General features: G+C 58.5%; 17 protein-coding genes. 8 read left to right on the top strand and 9 right to left on the bottom strand.

Annotated features, from left to right (window positions below; translation table 11 throughout):
* Positions 1 to 350: 350 nt before the first annotated feature.
* Positions 351 to 731, top strand: coding sequence for a hypothetical protein (locus tag FH08_RS49500; RefSeq protein WP_051888263.1), 381 nt, complete (start codon positions 351 to 353; stop codon positions 729 to 731).
* Between the two features lie 209 nt (positions 732 to 940).
* Here FH08_RS49500 and FH08_RS0113915 read toward each other — a convergent pair whose 3' ends face one another.
* From FH08_RS0113915 to FH08_RS0113900, 4 genes are all read right to left on the bottom strand, one after another.
* Positions 941 to 1,576: a flagellar basal body L-ring protein FlgH gene (locus tag FH08_RS0113915; RefSeq protein ID WP_419178002.1), complete on the bottom strand. Its 636-nt coding sequence runs from the start codon at positions 1,574 to 1,576 to the stop codon at positions 941 to 943.
* Positions 1,577 to 1,752: 176 nt separating this feature from the next.
* A complete protein-coding gene (locus tag FH08_RS0113910) occupies positions 1,753 to 1,899 on the bottom strand; it encodes a DUF6726 family protein (RefSeq protein WP_326928957.1) in 147 nt (48 codons plus the stop codon).
* A 70-nt stretch (positions 1,900 to 1,969) separates the two neighbouring features.
* Positions 1,970 to 2,161 (bottom strand): hypothetical protein, encoded by a 192-nt coding sequence (locus FH08_RS0113905; protein WP_152602827.1) that lies wholly within the window; start codon positions 2,159 to 2,161, stop codon positions 1,970 to 1,972.
* A gap of 239 nt (positions 2,162 to 2,400) precedes the next feature.
* Entirely contained in the window at positions 2,401 to 3,120 is a 720-nt protein-coding gene (locus FH08_RS0113900; protein WP_152602826.1) for a hypothetical protein, read from the bottom strand.
* 451 nt (positions 3,121 to 3,571) lie between these two features.
* Between FH08_RS0113900 and FH08_RS0113890 the strand changes: the two genes are divergently transcribed.
* Positions 3,572 to 3,772 carry a hypothetical protein gene (locus FH08_RS0113890; RefSeq protein WP_031358900.1) on the top strand — a complete coding sequence of 67 codons (201 nt, stop codon included), beginning with the start codon at positions 3,572 to 3,574 and terminating at the stop codon, positions 3,770 to 3,772.
* Positions 3,773 to 3,908: 136 nt separating this feature from the next.
* Here FH08_RS0113890 and FH08_RS0113885 read toward each other — a convergent pair whose 3' ends face one another.
* The 3 genes from FH08_RS0113885 to FH08_RS0113870 all read right to left on the bottom strand — a co-directional run bounded on the left by FH08_RS0113885 (position 3,909) and on the right by FH08_RS0113870 (position 6,497).
* On the bottom strand, positions 3,909 to 4,136 hold the full coding sequence (locus FH08_RS0113885; RefSeq protein ID WP_031358899.1) for a hypothetical protein: 228 nt from the start codon (positions 4,134 to 4,136) through the stop codon (positions 3,909 to 3,911).
* A gap of 106 nt (positions 4,137 to 4,242) precedes the next feature.
* Complete coding sequence (locus FH08_RS51370) at positions 4,243 to 4,677, bottom strand: hypothetical protein (RefSeq protein ID WP_031358898.1); 435 nt, start codon at positions 4,675 to 4,677, stop codon at positions 4,243 to 4,245.
* A 569-nt stretch (positions 4,678 to 5,246) separates the two neighbouring features.
* Positions 5,247 to 6,497 (bottom strand): HD-GYP domain-containing protein, encoded by a 1,251-nt coding sequence (locus FH08_RS0113870; RefSeq protein WP_031358897.1) that lies wholly within the window; start codon positions 6,495 to 6,497, stop codon positions 5,247 to 5,249.
* A 688-nt stretch (positions 6,498 to 7,185) separates the two neighbouring features.
* Here FH08_RS0113870 and FH08_RS0113865 point away from each other — a divergent pair.
* A complete protein-coding gene (locus FH08_RS0113865) occupies positions 7,186 to 7,740 on the top strand; it encodes a lysozyme inhibitor LprI family protein (RefSeq protein WP_031358896.1) in 555 nt (184 codons plus the stop codon).
* A 146-nt stretch (positions 7,741 to 7,886) separates the two neighbouring features.
* Here FH08_RS0113865 and FH08_RS0113860 read toward each other — a convergent pair whose 3' ends face one another.
* Entirely contained in the window at positions 7,887 to 8,357 is a 471-nt protein-coding gene (locus FH08_RS0113860) for a hypothetical protein (protein WP_031358895.1), read from the bottom strand.
* A gap of 317 nt (positions 8,358 to 8,674) precedes the next feature.
* On the opposite strand from FH08_RS0113860, the gene FH08_RS0113855 reads away from it, so the two are divergent.
* From FH08_RS0113855 to FH08_RS0113845, 3 genes are all read left to right on the top strand, one after another.
* Positions 8,675 to 10,126 carry an NfeD family protein gene (locus tag FH08_RS0113855; protein ID WP_081889467.1) on the top strand — a complete coding sequence of 484 codons (1,452 nt, stop codon included), beginning with the start codon at positions 8,675 to 8,677 and terminating at the stop codon, positions 10,124 to 10,126.
* On the top strand, positions 10,126 to 10,902 hold the full coding sequence (locus FH08_RS0113850; protein ID WP_031358893.1) for a slipin family protein: 777 nt from the start codon (positions 10,126 to 10,128) through the stop codon (positions 10,900 to 10,902). Before FH08_RS0113855 ends, FH08_RS0113850 begins: the two co-directional genes overlap by 1 nt.
* 222 nt (positions 10,903 to 11,124) lie before the next feature.
* Positions 11,125 to 12,459: a chloride channel protein gene (locus FH08_RS0113845; RefSeq protein WP_031358892.1), complete on the top strand. Its 1,335-nt coding sequence runs from the start codon at positions 11,125 to 11,127 to the stop codon at positions 12,457 to 12,459.
* A gap of 40 nt (positions 12,460 to 12,499) precedes the next feature.
* Here FH08_RS0113845 and FH08_RS0113840 read toward each other — a convergent pair whose 3' ends face one another.
* A complete protein-coding gene (locus FH08_RS0113840; RefSeq protein ID WP_031358891.1) occupies positions 12,500 to 13,432 on the bottom strand; it encodes a LysR family transcriptional regulator in 933 nt (310 codons plus the stop codon).
* Between the two features lie 105 nt (positions 13,433 to 13,537).
* Here FH08_RS0113840 and FH08_RS0113835 point away from each other — a divergent pair, with 105 nt between their 5' ends.
* Positions 13,538 to 14,686, top strand: coding sequence for an alkene reductase (locus FH08_RS0113835; protein ID WP_051888270.1), 1,149 nt, complete (start codon positions 13,538 to 13,540; stop codon positions 14,684 to 14,686).
* Between the two features lie 65 nt (positions 14,687 to 14,751).
* Positions 14,752 to 14,994: a hypothetical protein gene (locus FH08_RS0113830; RefSeq protein ID WP_031358889.1), complete on the top strand. Its 243-nt coding sequence runs from the start codon at positions 14,752 to 14,754 to the stop codon at positions 14,992 to 14,994.
* Positions 14,995 to 15,139 lie beyond the last annotated feature (145 nt).

Raw genomic sequence — 15,139 nt, 5'->3', positions numbered from 1 at the left:
TTTCCTTTAATTGCATACTATTTCCTAAACGCATGCACTCTCTTTCCCTAAGCGAATAAACGCGGCGAAATTATTTATAAGATTCAGAAAGGACTTGGCGAACGCGCATGTTGCTCGGCATTTCACCGCTAGCGAAAGTGCGCAATCATAACCCTGCAAATTGACGAAGCAATGTGGAGGAATGACTGGATCGCAATCATGCCTCCGCACTATCCTTCGTCAATACGGATACAAGGCTGTCGCCCGTGAGAATGATCAGCAGTGTTGCGAAGTTTGTGACCTGTCGACGGTGAGGTTGCATTGTCATTTCTTACTCGACTTCCGCTTAAGCGAAGTCCTACTCGATAATCATGAAACAACTTACCCAAACTCTCCTCCTCGCAAGCGTCCTCGCAACCGGTGTCGGCAGCGCATTCGCTCAAAGCGCCTCGCCATCCAATCTGGATGACGGCCGAGTTAGCCGCGAAGGATTCGGAGCGACCCTTGCGGTGGTTAATGATCTCCAGCATTTGCAAAGGCTATATGACCTGAACGGCCGGGAAAGCGAGATGAGGGATGTCTACCACGATGTCCTGCTAAAGACGCAGGTCCCGGCGATCCGCCAATACGTCTACGAAGCACTGGCGCGTAACCTGCTCCGCCCGGCCAACGTGGACCAGGCAATTACGACCATTCGCACGAGCCTGGATGAAGATCTGAGCACGTTGACGAAACATCCATCCGCTCCGTGAAGCACTCCGCGAAGCGAGCGCCCGCCATGCGGGTGCTGAACCGGATGCTGTTTTCGGATATGCCGGGACCGGCGGAAAGATAGCCGGTGGTCTTGCATTTCCGGCCGAAATATTCAGGGGAAAGACACGGGCTTGAAGTGCTCAGATGGGATGCCGGAGTGTCCGGCACTAGTGACCCGGCGCCAACCCCGACCGCGACCCTCGCGGGATCAGAACGTCAGCACGCTAAGAAACATTCGCTGCAGCCAGCCCACCGTGGTTGCATCGGCGAGCATCCCGACACCGGCCTGCTCAATACGGGCGTTGGCAACTTTGCTGGACGATACGTAGTTTCCAACCTCGATGTCCTTGGGATTCACGATACCCGACAGCCGCAGGCGATCGCGGTTCTGGTTCATCGCAATGATCTTGTCCCCCGCGACCACAAGATTCCCGGTCGGCAGCGTGGCGATAACCGACACCGCCAGCGTCCCCGTCATCCCGGTCGTGTTCGTCACGGCCCCCTGCCCTTTGAACGTCGTGCTGGCGGACCCGACGTTGAACAGCTTCGCCAGTCGCGCCGCTGCGCCGCTAGACTTGTCTGCAGCTTCAGCGCTGATCTCGCTCGCCCGGTTAGCTGACGCATCGCCGCTGTTATTAGCCGAATAGGACTCCGAGAGACGAATCGTCAATACGTCGCCCACGTGCTGCGCGCGTGGCGTTTCGTACAAGGCCAGCGTGTTGCCACCCTGGAAGATCGCGCCGCCCGTTTCAATATTCAACGGACTTGAGACCACGACCGGCGCGAACGTCGGCATATCGACGATAGAATTCGAGCCGCCGGAGCATCCAGCTAACGAAACCATACTGCTAGCCAGAATCGCAAACTTTAACGAGTTCATGTTTTTAATGGTTAGCCGGAATAAGGGACTTGGCCACGCGCGGCACGATGAAATAATGGCCGTCGTCTGGATTGCCAACTTGCCGCCAAGCCATAAGTCGTGCTCGCCGCTCGTCATGTCTAGCGGCGAGCCGGTCATTGTCAATCGATTGCATCGGCGCATGTATCGAACGGCGCCGCGGCCGCATGCCCCACGGCCGGCACGATCTTGAGCGTGGCCGACACCAGGCGGCACGGCAGTGCAGCCACCGCGCAACCTTCCATCGGCAATATGACCACAACTGCCATCAGGCATGCCGCCAGCCGCACGCAGCGCTTGTAAGACTGCAAATTGAACATAAATGAGACCACTACCCTTTCAGACGCTGGTATTGATGCGTGTGCCAACCAAGCCGTTCGACGGCAGCGTTGGGGGAGTCGCTTGCTCGATCGGCAACGATGGCGAATCGGTTTTAGCGCTATTGCCGGCTGCGCTGCCTGAGCCGCCGCCGGTCGGGCGCATGGGTGTCGGCGCAATACTTTGTGCGGGGCTATAGTTGTTAACATTCATGATCAGGCTCGCTTTCAATAAGGATGAAGGGATCGAGGCAGCCTCAAGCAAACTTGAATGCATGCCAGGTCGCTAGAACTCTCTTTCGACATTGAATGATCACGCGTAACGGCTAACGTTGATTAATGAAAGATCAGCGCCTTTTCTCGACTCCTTACCAGCACTTACCGCACTGTCTCCGCCGCAATTAATGCAAGTGCCCGACTTGCGGTGCCGATGATCATTCGGCACCGCGAAGCCTAAATCTTTACGTCGACTAGCAGTCCGATCGGATCCCATCTGATGCCCTTCGTCTCTTCGCCCAACCCATCAAGAACATCCGCTAACGACACCTCTCCCGCATTACCGTCAGGTGCTACATAGGATTGCAATGCGTTGTCGAGCGTGCCCACAGCTTCAGAAATTGTGGTGCTGTCGCTCGCACTATCATCACTGCCGGACGTGGACCCCAGCGGGTCGTCGAGCTGCCAGTCCCAGGTGTCGGGCGGACTATCGCGACTTATGGAAGTAGACCGGACAGTCTTCGCAAGCTCTTCTATGGACGAACCGAGATCGACATAGGCTGATGTCACCTGGTCCGCTGCCGTAGCATCGCTCTCTTGCTGGGCGGACGCATTGAGGCCGTGTTGCAAGACAAGCGCCTGATACAGCGCTACCAGAAATTGCTTGCCTGCACTTTTGTTCGTCTCGCCGCGCGCTTGGGACTCGGCAGTAGTGCCCGAGTTTCCCGAAAAGGAATCGGTGTCCGTAGAGCTGTCACTGGCTGGCGTGAACCCGCTTGGGTCTAGCCCCAGGCGTTGCAACGTGAGCTTGAGCGCCGCCATCAAGGTGTCACCGCTTCCTGAAGATGTCGTCGATTGCCGCTCGGGAAGCGCGCTGCCAGGCACACTTGCCGATGGCTTGGCGGTGCTGTTGGGAAAATCCGAAGATGAAATTGACATGCTGGAATCGAGTGCCATGGTGTCTCTCGGTTGGTTGTTCCGTGATGCCGAATCGGCTACATGGAGCAAATTCTCAGTGCTGCGTATGATTGATTTGCGAGTGCACGGATTCATTCGCCCAGACGTCATATCGACCTGGCAAGCATGAATCTGTAGTGTTGGAAAGGCGGGGTAAGAAGCTGACACTGGCTAGCTTGACGGCGGTCTTATGGACTAAGCGATGCGGCCATGTCAATGAAAGATGCGGTAACGCGATCATTACATTCCGCTTAGCCGATAGCTTGCGAAGGGTGCAATTTTTTGTAGATGTTGAATGCAATAAATTCGACCTGGCGATCCGGCTATTGAGGGCTTATGTTCCTAAGCAAATAACGTCCTTTAGTCAATTCTCTTACCGGGTCTTTCGTAACCTAAGGTTGTTCGCACCGCTGACGTTATCACTGAGTATTGAACGTACTTGGAGGATGAAATGAATTTTTCCACGATCGGCGAGATTGCTTGCAAAGTGCGCATCAACCCCATCATGCTGGTTAGCGGTCAAGGTGTAGCAAGCCGTGCAATTCGGTATCGCGGTAAACACACGCTGCGAGCGGTGCTGGGATTTCTCGATAGTCAGCGCGAGGTTCGCGCGCTGGTCTTCAGCCACACATCCGACGGAGATATGTTATAGGTCGACATCCAAACCGGGGAGTTAAGAAGCTTTGAGGAGTGGCGATTCGAAGCGGCATGATCGAATGTATCGAGAAGCCGGCTCCCTGCTATGGCTTCCTGTCAACGGCCTCCCCGCGATCAGCGGGGCACGGCATTCAGGTAATAAACACGATCCGATCTCCCACCGTCGAACCGCATTCCACAAAATAGGCAGTACGTGAGGCTCTCACGTCGAGGAGAACGCGTTCGACGCCTTCAACACCGGGGGTATCATGCAAATGCGTTTTAACAATGACTTTCGAGCTTGGCTTGGCTAACTCGTCACGCCGGACTTCCACGAGATACCTGATGGCGTCTCGTTGGTTCATGAAATACAGAATCATTAACAACGTGTCCTTACCGCAGTTGAAGCGGCGCTAATCGACACTGCCTTGCATCGGCCCGAAACGGCACGAGACGCGAGAAAAGCAGGCAGATGCTGGCGCTCTGTTACCGGGCGGAGACTTCACCCGACATGACGTCGATCCAGACAGGTCCCGCTTCAGCCTGGTGGCTATAGACCAGCGCCCGCACCTGGGGTCCCGCTATTCTCAGGAAGCGCAGTATGTCGCCCCTACGTTGCTTGCCGCGATAGGGGACGCGACATACCTTTTGATCGCATTCCATCAGCAATACAACGTCGTTGCGCTTAAGAAGCCGCTCGATCATTGTTTCGCTCAAACCATGCGAGAGCCCGGTTGTCATTGTTTGCTGCATGCCCGGTATGACGCCGTTATCCGCCAGCGAGTGCAGGGGCTCCGGTAGCGAGTGGAACCGAGTGACATTCCCCAGCACCTGGCTCGCATGCTGGGCGTTGTGCCGCGCGATTGAGGCATTGCGGCGGAGAACGTCGCCAGCGCTTGTGCGCTTCGTGGCACGAGTCATTTACATCCAACCGCACAGACAATGGCCGATACGCCCGCCACGGCGCCGACGATTCCGCCAAGGGCAAACGTTTCTACCGAACTGGCGCAAGCTTGAAGATTGAGGATGCAAAAGAGCATCGCGATGAAAATGCAGCGCCGCAAGATTTTTCTCCCTCAACAGTCGTTGCTGCGGTATGGACCGGCCGGAACGCCGAGGCACCTGACGCAGCTTCGCGTCATGGACCTGATGTGCGTTTGAAGGAGCCAACGCAGAAGACTCCAAGCACGCAGAGAGAGATTAGAGCGCTTGGAAGAGGGGCATTTCGGCAATTACGGGCTGTAGATGCCATCTGCTTACCGGGCATTACCTGGACGGGAGCGCGAACGCAACAGGTCCGCTGGCGCTCTTTTCGCGCCGCGCATGGGCAATCAGCCGTGCGTGGTTCCGAGCCTGACGAGAATGAAATTTCGGCGATACGCAGTCAAGCCGGAATGGCGACGTCCGAATGCTCCGCTTAAGCTAACCCGGGGCAGCCCGGATCTGGCGAGACGACGCAATGCAAAGACCCATGGCGCACCCTGCGTGGCCTACACAAAGGGTCCAGCCTGATTCAACCAAAGGTCGTTTAGCTGTGGAAGGTTCCACTGTTTGGGATCTTCAATAGCCACTATCCGGTCGGCACCCTTTGATTTCTTTAGATCTACTATCTGAGGGAAGACCGGTTGATTCGACTTGCAGGAGAAGAATGTCTTGACGGTCGGTGTGAGGATCGACCCGTTGCCCTGATCGAGCACGACAGCAAGATAGCCGGACTCCAGCCGGACCAGCGAGCCCACCGGATAGATGCCCACCGTGCTGACGAAGGCGGCGAGAATGGTCTTGTCGAACTGCCCTTCCCACGACGCCATGCTGCGAAGCGCCTGAGTCGGATGCCAGGACGATTTGTATGGCCGATCCGACGTGACTGCGTCGTACACATCGCAAACCGCTCCCATGCGTGCCAGAAGGGGTATAGCCTTGTCCTTGAGCCCATGCGGATACCCACGGCCATTGACCTTTTCGTGGTGGTGCAGCGCGACCTCCAGCACCGCGTCACTGACATCGGCTGACTGCAGCATCTGCCAGCCGTCGTAGGAATGTTTCTTCGCGACCTCGAACTCTTCCACACTCAGCTTCCCGGGCTTGTTCAGCACGGCGAGCGGCATGAGCGCCTTGCCGAGGTCATGCAGCAAACCGGCCACGCCGGCCTCCAGCACATCCGCCGCGTCAAGTTCGAGTTCGCGCGCCAGCGCCGTCATCAGCGCACATACGGCAACGGAATGCATATACGTGTAGCCGTCGTGGTGCTTCAGGCGCGCCACGCTGGTCAATGCGTACGGGTTGCGCATAACGGACGCAGCAATGCTCTGCACCAACGGCATCATGCTGGCGCCGGACACGGCTCTCCCCATGCGGGCTTGCTGAAATACCATCTTCATCTCATTGGAAGCCGATTCGAAGAGACGCTTTGCGTGCTCAATTTCCTCGCCCACGGGTCTTCGCGGCAAATGCGTGCGCGCTGTGCCCCCCGTCCCAAGTGGCTGGCCGTCCCCCGTCTGGGTGGTCGAACCGGCGGCATCGAACGGGTCGACCGGTTCGCCAAGGCCGTCCTCAGAGGACGACAGACCTCGATCCGTATCGATCACAATGGATGTAATTCCGCTTGCGACGATCTTCTCGATATCGATAGCGGTGAGCAAAAAAGAGTTCTTCCAGAATGGGTGATCAAGCCAGCGCCGATCCAGACTGTGCAAGAACATGCCAGGACGCAATACAGAGGTTGCGACCGTTTTCAACATATGCCAACTCCGATGAGCCATGTTTTGGAACTAGCGAGGGGAGAAGCCACATCACCTTCAGCTTCGGCCTACACTTACGTGCTCCACCAATGCACTGATCAGATCCTTGATTTCTTTCACCCGGCGTCTCGCTTACCCCGGTGAGCGGCTTAGGCCGTCAGGTTCAATCCGGGGCATTGGCCTTGAGCGCCGTATCCTCGATGATAACGACAACCAGCGCGACTCGCTCCACGCTCCACGCTGACGGCAGCCTGTTGCGTCGTGTGCGCTTCTGCCCGTGGCAGATAGGTGACAACTCGCCAACTTGTCTTCCGACATCGAATGATCGCGCTTAACGGCCTGTGATCATCAGAGAATGACCGCAATATTTTGCCGACCCCTTACCCTGACTTACTGCACATTTAATGCGGTGACCGCACATTTCTGACTAGCAGCCGCGTAGCTAGCGGCCAGAAGGTATCGTAAGCCTTAAGTAAAGCTCTTAACCAGCCCTGATCCTGTCCCTAGCGTACCTCACACCGCTTGTTAAAAAAACACGCTAGCCGGCCATTTACGTGTGCCTTGGACAACAGTTGGGTCAATTGGAAATATTTGGTAAGTACAGACCGAACCCCAGTCCTTTTCTTTGCATTCCAAGCATCGAATCCAGCCGAGTATGGGTGAAAAGCCCATTCTTCCAGCGATAACGATGACACTCTTCAAGACCACCCTGATCTCCGTGATTTTATTAGGCAGTCCGCTCGCGGCGCGCGCCACCAGCTTCGATTGCAACCTTGGTCGCTCAGCAACTGAAAAGCTGATCTGTCACAACCCGGATTTATCGAAGCTCGACGATGAGCTCGGAAAGCTCTATTGGAAAGCGCGCCGCGCAGTTGCGGATAAGCGCTCATTCCGTGCGGACAGCGATACCAAATGGAGTTGGCGAGAAGCGCATTGCACGGATGAAGCGTGCCTCACGACCTGGTATTCCGGCCGTATCGGAGAACTTCAGCAACTGGTCGATGACCTGCAATCCATCTCGAAGCCCTCGCCAGTTCGCACAGCCTCCGAGCGGGTGTTGCCGGAACCCACAATTGCCATAGGTCAATGCACCGTTGCCGAGCCCGGCATGATTTCGCTCGACAACTGCAGGTCGCTGATGAAATCCAATATGCATTGGAAATACGACGCGCATGGAGGCGACTGGTTCTGCGGAGTCGCCGTGCTGGATGAATCGAAATTGCCTAAGGTAGCCCTGCAGTGAGCGAGAGGGTTTCCACGCGGCTTTATACCTTGTTGCAAGGAAATGGATCGCGCGGAAGCCCTTTGTTAGCCGGCTAAGGGATTTGCCGGACGAATTATTTAAAAATTTCAATACCCGTATTTCTCAAGTCAAACTCGAGCGGGTGCCTAGCGCCGGTGGCCTCCCCAGAACGCGTGCATGCCGCCGCCAAATTGCAATGGTCCGCCATGAAAGCCGGAACCCATTGGCGCGCCAACGTGCATATGACCCATTTGATGAAAATGGTCGAAGTGGGAATGGTGATGGAAACGATCGACAAAAATAAAGCTCACGCCCGCGCCAATGAACAGCGGCGGCCCCCAATACCACGGGTCGGGATACGGATAGTACGCGACCGGGTACACAAGCATGCTGCCGTCGGGGCTATCGACCATCTGCCACGTTCCATCGCTTTGCAGACATGCCCGTCCCACGACCTGCTGCGTCGAACCGTCAATATCCGCCTGGCCCGCTACGGCCCGGCAATTGGCTCCAGAGTCGACGCCCGGTCCCACGGAGCCATCGTACATTTGTGCAAGCGCGGGCGCCGCAAAACCCAGTGCGGCAAGCACTATTCCCAACCGAAATAACTGGCGCATCATCGTCTCCTGCGTGGACTCGGACGCACCGGCATCGATTGGCGTTTCACCTTGCTGACGCCGCGTGAGTCGCGCTACATGGATTAAACGATTGAAGCCCTGGAAATATTCCGGCATCGCGCGTAACCAACAACAATCGGGCGCGGGTAAGCGAAGCCTTTGCCAGCGCCTGATGTCGCTAAGCGGCTTGTGCTGCTTTATCGTGGAAATCCTTAGAGCGGTCACGCTTGGTATGTGCTTAATTTGGCATAAGCTTAATATCAGGCAACCCTCGTTGAGCCGGCGTCACCCTGTTCGCAGACGCGGCTCTTATCGTGATGGAACGCTATCCGTTTCGCTTGTTTAACCCGGATGCCGTGCGCGCGCTTTCCGGCACAGCGGGCTTGCTGTTGCGCAAAGCAGTGGCCCTTTTTGCGGGGCTGGTGCTCTGCAGCGCCGCAGCCGCGAGCCCGGTTGTCGTGGTCATTCCGCTTAACGGCGCTGTCGGTCCGGCTAGCGCCGACTTCGTCGTTCGCGCGCTTGCCCGCGCGACTGAAGAACACGCTCAACTGGCCGTTCTCGAGATCGATACCCCCGGCGGACTCGACCAGTCGATGCGCTCGATCATCAAGGCAATCCTCGCTTCGCCCGTTCCCGTTGCAGCGTTCATTGCGCCGGGCGGGGCGCGGGCGGCCAGCGCCGGCACGTACATCGTCTATGCAAGCCACATAGCCGCGATGGCGCCGGGCACCAACCTCGGCGCCGCCACGCCTATTCGTATTGGCGCAGGCGGGTCGACCGAGCCTGAGCCGGGCCAGGCAAAGACGGACACGGGCGCGTCTGCATCTGCATCCGCCGGGATGAGCGCGGCATCCACCGAGACCACCAAGCAAGTGCAGGACGCAGCGGCCTACATACGTGGCCTCGCGCAACTGCGCGGCCGCAATGTGCAGTGGGCCGAACGCGCGGTACGCGAAGCGGTCAGCCTGTCAGCGAGCGAAGCGCTCGCGCAGAACGTGATCGACCTGAACGCGTCCGACGTACCCGACCTGCTCGCGAAACTGAACGGCCGGCATGTGCACACGGTCACGGGCGATCATGTTCTCGCCACGTCCGGCGCTGTCGTCATGACGATCCAGCCCGACTGGCGCAGCCGCTTTCTCGCGACCATTACCGATCCGAGCGTAGCGCTCATTCTCATTACGATCGGCATGTACGGCCTGTTCTTCGAGTTCGCGAATCCCGGCCTCGCGTTACCCGGAGTCGCCGGCGCGATCAGCCTGATGCTGGGCCTGTTTGCATTGCAATTGCTGCCCGTCGACTTTGCCGGCCTGGGCCTGATCCTGCTCGGCATTACCTTTCTCGTTGCCGAGATTTTCCTGCCCACATTCGGCACGCTTGGCTTCGGCGGCATTGTCGCGTTTGCGATGGGTGCGCTCATGCTGTTCCGTACCGATACCCCCGGCTATGGCATTCCCGTGGCGCTCGTGGTCGGCCTGACCATTGCCACCGCGCTGTTCGTGTTCGTCGTGTCGAGCATCGCGCTGCGGGCACGCCGGCGGCCCGTGGTAAGCGGAGCGGAAGCGCTGCTTGGCAGCATCGGCGAGATGCTGGAAGACGTGGCGCCAAGCGACAGCGGCTGGGCTCGCGTGCACGGCGAACGCTGGCGTGTGTGCTGTCACGAGACGCCGGCACTGCTCGCGCGCGGGGAGCGCGTCCGCGTGCTCGGGCGTCATGGCCTGATGCTTAGCGTGGCGCGACTGGATGAAATAAAACAAGGAGAAAAATGATGGTCGGATTCACCTTTGGCTTTAGCGGCGTCTTGCTGGCGCTGATCATTCTTATCGTGTTCTCGTCGATCCGCATTTTTCGCGAATACGAGCGCGGTGTCGTCTTCATGCTTGGCCGCTTCTGGAAGGTCAAGGGGCCGGGCCTTGTCCTCATCATTCCGGCAGTGCAGCAAGTCGTGAGAATGGATCTGCGCACCGTTGTCTTCGACGTGCCGCCGCAAGACGTCATCACCCGCGACAACGTGTCTGTGAAGGTGAACGCCGTGGTCTATTTTCGCGTGGTCGACCCGGAGAAGGCTGTGATCCAGGTCGCCCGTTTCTTCGAAGCAACCAGCCAGTTGTCGCAGACGACCTTGCGCGCGATCCTCGGCAAGCATGAACTCGACGAGCTGCTGGCGGAGCGCGAGCGCCTCAACATGGACATTCAAAAGGTGCTCGATGCGCAGACCGATGCATGGGGCATCAAGGTGTCGAATGTCGAGATCAAGGATGTGGACTTGAACGAGACCATGGTGCGCGCCATCGCCCGGCAAGCTGAAGCCGAGCGCGAACGGCGCGCGAAGATCATCCACGCGGAGGGCGAGTTGCAGGCGTCGGAAAAGCTGCTGCAGGCGGCACAAATGCTCGCCAAAGCGCCACAAGCCATGCAACTGCGCTATCTGCAAACACTAACCACCATAGCCGGCGACAAGAATTCGACCATTGTTTTCCCCATGCCGATCGATCTGATCAGTTCGCTTCTTGAACGACTCAAGGGGCCGGAGCAAAGTGGATAGTGACCAACATGTGCATGCTTAGGGGCTGCATAGGGGACTCCATTAGGGGCTCCAATGAAATCATGCGCAAACTACATTAATGAAAAAAATAAATGAATTTGACGCCTGATTCCTCAAGCGGTAGATTCGGGTTCACGCTAATTGAAGTTTTTTGATTACGCTTAGCCGCTGGGCAAAAGGATGCTCAATCGGCCGCCCCTTTCATATTGCTAACATTCTTCGATGCTCGCTCAACGACCCCATCCCGGCGTTCCCGGCAGCCCACTGATCAGATTCGCGGTGGTCACCGTTCTTACCGGGATCGGCGCCGGCTTGGGCGGCATGGCGTTGGGCCTCCTCCTGCATCTAATTCAGCATCTCGCTTACGGCTACAGCATCACGCAACTGGTCGGGCACGAGAGCTTCTATGAGGGCGTCGTGGCAGCATCGGCCGGCCGCAGGGTCGCCGTGCTCGTGCTCTGCGGTCTCATTGCAGGTTGCGGCTGGTTCGTCATCTATCGCTATGCGCGGCCGTTGGTCAGCATCAAGAAGGCCGTTGCATCCGACGACCCGCGCATGCCTCCCGTCACTACGACCGCACATGCGCTGCTCCAGATCATCACCGTTGCACTGGGGTCGCCGCTCGGCCGCGAAGTTGCGCCCCGCGAGATCGGCTCCCTGCTTGCAGGATGGCTGTCGCATTACGCAGGCCTCACCGTCGAGCAAAGCCGCTTGATGGTGGCTTGCGGAGCGGGCGCCGGGCTCGCCGCCGTGTACAACGTGCCGTTTGGAGGAGCGATCTTTGTTCTTGAAGTATTGCTCCGGTCGTTCGAACTGCGTGTTGTGATTCCCGCGCTGGTCACCTCGGTCATCGCGGCGGTCGTCGCGTGGCTCGGCCTTGGCGATGAATCGCAATACGTCGTGCCGCACTTCGGCTTGACCGCGAACCTCGTGACGTGGTCCATTGTCATGGGTCCGCTATTTGGCGTGGCCGCGTTTGCGTTCGTCCAGTTGACAACGAAAGCCCGCGCGGCCGCACCGAAGGGATGGACGCTGCCGCTTCTCTCGCTCGTCAACTTCGCGATCATCGGCGTGCTCGCCGTGTCGTTCCCGCAGATCCTCGGCAACGGCAAGACACCTGCGCAACTGGGTTTCAGCAATGAACTGACCATCGGCCTTGCAGGAACGCTGCTGGTCATCAAGGTAGCCATAACCACCAGCAGCCTGCGCGCGGGTGCCCAAGGCGGCCTGCTCACTCCCGGCATGTCCAACGGCGCGCTGCTGGCTATCGTGCTGGGCGGGATCTGGACGCTGATGTGGCCGGGTACGCCCATGGGTGCGTTCGCAATTGTCGGGGCCACGGCCTTTCTCGCGTCGTCGATGAAAATGCCGATCACTGCGCTCATTCTCATGGTCGAGTTCACGCGTGTGGACCACGATTTCATCGTGGCCATGTTGTGCGCGGTGGCCGGATCGATCGCGACGAATCGCTTGCTTGAACTCAGGATGCAAGCGCAGCAGGCGCGATCTTCAAGCGCGAGTTCCGAGCTCAAAGGCGCCGCCATATCGCGAGGCTGAAGCGGTTCACCCCTGGCAGGCTCGCGCCCAGGCAACTCCGTCAACGCACCGAATCGAGATACGCTTCCAGGTCACCGGATACCGTATCGAAGCGCTCGATCAGGAAGTCGAGGAGCGCGCGCACGCGTGGCGCCATGTATCGGCTACGTTGATACAGGGCATGCACGGGAACATCGGGAGAACGCCACTCCGGCATCAGGATCTGCAGTCGTCCCGCTCGCAAGTCAGCCCCAATATCCCAGACCGACTTCATCACGATGCCGTGACCGTCGACGGCCCACTCCCTCGCGAGCGCGCCGTCGTTCGTTTCCCGCGCACGTTCAAGAGGAACGGTAAAGGTCTCGACTTCGCTGCCGCGGCTGAATCGCCACTCATTCGCAGACCCGGAGGCGGAGCTGAGCACGATGTAGTCGAAGCGATCGAGATCTCTCGGATGATCAGGAATGCCATGTATTGACAGATAGGCCGGCGACGCGCATAAAACACGCCGGTTCGGAGCCAACCGGCGGGCGACAAGCGAGCTATCTGGCGGCACGCCGAAACGGATGACGAGGTCGATGTCGTCCTCCACCAGGTTCGACAAGGAATCCGACAACGCCAAAGCAAACGTAACCTCAGGATACAAAACGTTGAACTCGTCGAGCCAGCGCTTGAGGACATGACGGCCGAAATCCGACGTCGCCGACACCCTCACCTTCCCGCGAACCACGCTTCGACCCGCCTGCAGCGCTGCACGCGCGTCGTCAAGCGCCTGGATGGCCTGCTGACAATGGGCGAGATACATCCGGCCTTCCTCCGTCAGCCGTAACTGCCGCGTCGTGCGCTCAAAGAGCCGGGCATTCAGGCTCGCCTCCAGCTTCACCAGCCGTGCGCTTGCGGCAGCAGGAGATAGCCCGAGCTTGCGGCCCGCCGCCGACAGCCCACCCAGATTCGCCGCCTCCACAAAAAGCCGGATGTCGCCAAGGGTCTCCACGATATTTCCATTCTTTTTGAAAATGCTTCAAATCGTACACCCGTTATCAAAATGCAGCGGGCTTTGCACAATGGGGCCATCGTCAACCAACCCGGATTCGCAATCATGTCGACCACCACCTCGTCACTCTTCACGCCGACCGTCGTAGCCGGCCACACGCTCGCTCATCGCGTGGTCATGGCCCCCATGACGCGTGCGCGCAGCACCCAGCCCGGTGATATTCCCAATGCAATGAACGCGCGCCATTACGCCCAGCGCGCCAGCGCCGCCCTGATCGTGACCGAGGCCACCCAGATCTCGCCCCAGGGCAAGGGTTACTCCTTCACCCCTGGTATTTATAGTCCCGAGCAGGTCGCCGGATGGCGCCTCACGACCGATGCAGTTCACGCAGCCGGCGGCCGGATCTTCGCGCAGCTCTGGCATGTGGGGCGCATGTCCCACCCGGACTTTCACGATGGTCAACTGCCGGTGGCACCGTCCGCCGTTGCCTTCGACGGCCAGATCTGGAAGGTCGATCCAGACACCGGCATAGGCGCGATGGTCGCCAGCCCGACTCCGCGCGCGCTTGCCCTCGAGGAGATCGCGGGAGTGATCGCAGATTTTCGCCGGGCTGCACGTAATGCGATGGAGGCAGGCTTCGACGGTGTTGAAATCCACGGCGCCAATGGTTACCTCATCGACCAGTTCCTGCGTACGACGTCCAACCTTCGCACCGACGAATACGGCGGTTCGCGTGAGAACCGCCTGCGCTTTCTCAAGGAAGTCGTCAATGAGATAGCGAACGAGATCGGCGCTGATCGCACCGCCATTCGCCTCGCCCCGTTCCTGACGGCGCGAGGCATGGACTGCCCCGACATCCTGCCGACGATTCTCGAGGCCGCTGAATTTCTTCAGGCGCGCGGGATTGCTTATCTCCATCTGGTTGAAGCAGACTGGGAGGATGCACCGCAGTTCACCGAGGCATTCCGTCAGGCCATTCGTGCCCGTTACACGCGGCCGATCATTGTTGCGGGTAAATACGACAAGGCACGCGCCGAGTGGGTGCTGTCCAAAGGCTACGCGGACCTGGTTGCCTTCGCACGGCCCTTCGTCGCCAATCCCGACTTTGTGCGCCGGCTCGCCGAGGGCCTGCCACTGGCCGCCTTCGATGCAAGCACGCTGTTTGGCGGCGATGAGCGCGGTTATACCGACTATCCGGCCTTGCCGAAAGCAGAAACCCCGGTCGAAGTCAGTGACGCCGCCGATGTTTTCTGAACGCGCATGCGGTTACTCCCCCGTTCGCGACGTGAATACACATCCACTGTTATAGGGAGCGGGACATGTTTGGTTATCGAGGCTCAACCGTCCTCGACGGGGTATCGACCGAGGTGTCACCCAAAGACATGGATAGTTCGGAATCCGTAGTTAAAAAAACACTCGAAGCCTTCGATCGCAAGAAAGCCGTCGCCTACCCGGGGCGCCCAAGCGTACGAATGGCGACCTGGTTGTCGCGATTGCTTCCTCGCGCGCTTGTCGTCCGCATCGCGGCGATGGCTTCGGGAAAAATGGGGCTCCACGGCTGAACGGCGCCGTAAAGCTAATGCGCAACTCGCCCGTATTGATACAGATCCTTACGCAAGTCTCTGCTCAAGACGTCCGGAATAAATTGGTAAGAAACAGGAGATATGGGGAAAGACCTGTTTCAAACAAAAACGCTTATGCTAGGTC

Origin of the sequence: Caballeronia sordidicola, from assembly GCF_000729995.1 — a bacterium.
Classification (GTDB): Bacteria; Pseudomonadota; Gammaproteobacteria; order Burkholderiales; family Burkholderiaceae; genus Caballeronia; species Caballeronia sordidicola_A.
The sequence above is the reverse complement of the archived record's forward strand: the minus strand, read 5'-3'. Positions and strand labels throughout refer to the sequence as shown.

What these genes read in the sequence shown, in the direction of transcription:
- FH08_RS51370 (WP_031358898.1), bottom strand. Translation starts at nt 4,677, where the DNA reads ATGACTCGTGCCACGAAGCGCACAAGCGCTGGCGACGTTCTCCGCCGC.
- FH08_RS0113850 (WP_031358893.1), top strand. Translation starts at nt 10,126, where the DNA reads ATGGTCGGATTCACCTTTGGCTTTAGCGGCGTCTTGCTGGCGCTGATC.
- FH08_RS0113905 (WP_152602827.1), bottom strand. Translation starts at nt 2,161, where the DNA reads ATGAATGTTAACAACTATAGCCCCGCACAAAGTATTGCGCCGACACCC.
- FH08_RS0113900 (WP_152602826.1), bottom strand. Translation starts at nt 3,120, where the DNA reads ATGGCACTCGATTCCAGCATGTCAATTTCATCTTCGGATTTTCCCAAC.
- FH08_RS0113865 (WP_031358896.1), top strand. Translation starts at nt 7,186, where the DNA reads ATGACACTCTTCAAGACCACCCTGATCTCCGTGATTTTATTAGGCAGT.
- FH08_RS0113855 (WP_081889467.1), top strand. Translation starts at nt 8,675, where the DNA reads ATGGAACGCTATCCGTTTCGCTTGTTTAACCCGGATGCCGTGCGCGCG.
- FH08_RS0113885 (WP_031358899.1), bottom strand. Translation starts at nt 4,136, where the DNA reads ATGATTCTGTATTTCATGAACCAACGAGACGCCATCAGGTATCTCGTG.
- FH08_RS0113890 (WP_031358900.1), top strand. Translation starts at nt 3,572, where the DNA reads ATGAATTTTTCCACGATCGGCGAGATTGCTTGCAAAGTGCGCATCAAC.
- FH08_RS0113870 (WP_031358897.1), bottom strand. Translation starts at nt 6,497, where the DNA reads ATGTTGAAAACGGTCGCAACCTCTGTATTGCGTCCTGGCATGTTCTTG.
- FH08_RS0113860 (WP_031358895.1), bottom strand. Translation starts at nt 8,357, where the DNA reads ATGCGCCAGTTATTTCGGTTGGGAATAGTGCTTGCCGCACTGGGTTTT.
- FH08_RS0113830 (WP_031358889.1), top strand. Translation starts at nt 14,752, where the DNA reads ATGTTTGGTTATCGAGGCTCAACCGTCCTCGACGGGGTATCGACCGAG.
- FH08_RS0113910 (WP_326928957.1), bottom strand. Translation starts at nt 1,899, where the DNA reads ATGGCAGTTGTGGTCATATTGCCGATGGAAGGTTGCGCGGTGGCTGCA.
- FH08_RS0113845 (WP_031358892.1), top strand. Translation starts at nt 11,125, where the DNA reads ATGCTCGCTCAACGACCCCATCCCGGCGTTCCCGGCAGCCCACTGATC.
- FH08_RS0113835 (WP_051888270.1), top strand. Translation starts at nt 13,538, where the DNA reads ATGTCGACCACCACCTCGTCACTCTTCACGCCGACCGTCGTAGCCGGC.
- FH08_RS49500 (WP_051888263.1), top strand. Translation starts at nt 351, where the DNA reads ATGAAACAACTTACCCAAACTCTCCTCCTCGCAAGCGTCCTCGCAACC.
- FH08_RS0113915 (WP_419178002.1), bottom strand. Translation starts at nt 1,576, where the DNA reads ATGGTTTCGTTAGCTGGATGCTCCGGCGGCTCGAATTCTATCGTCGAT.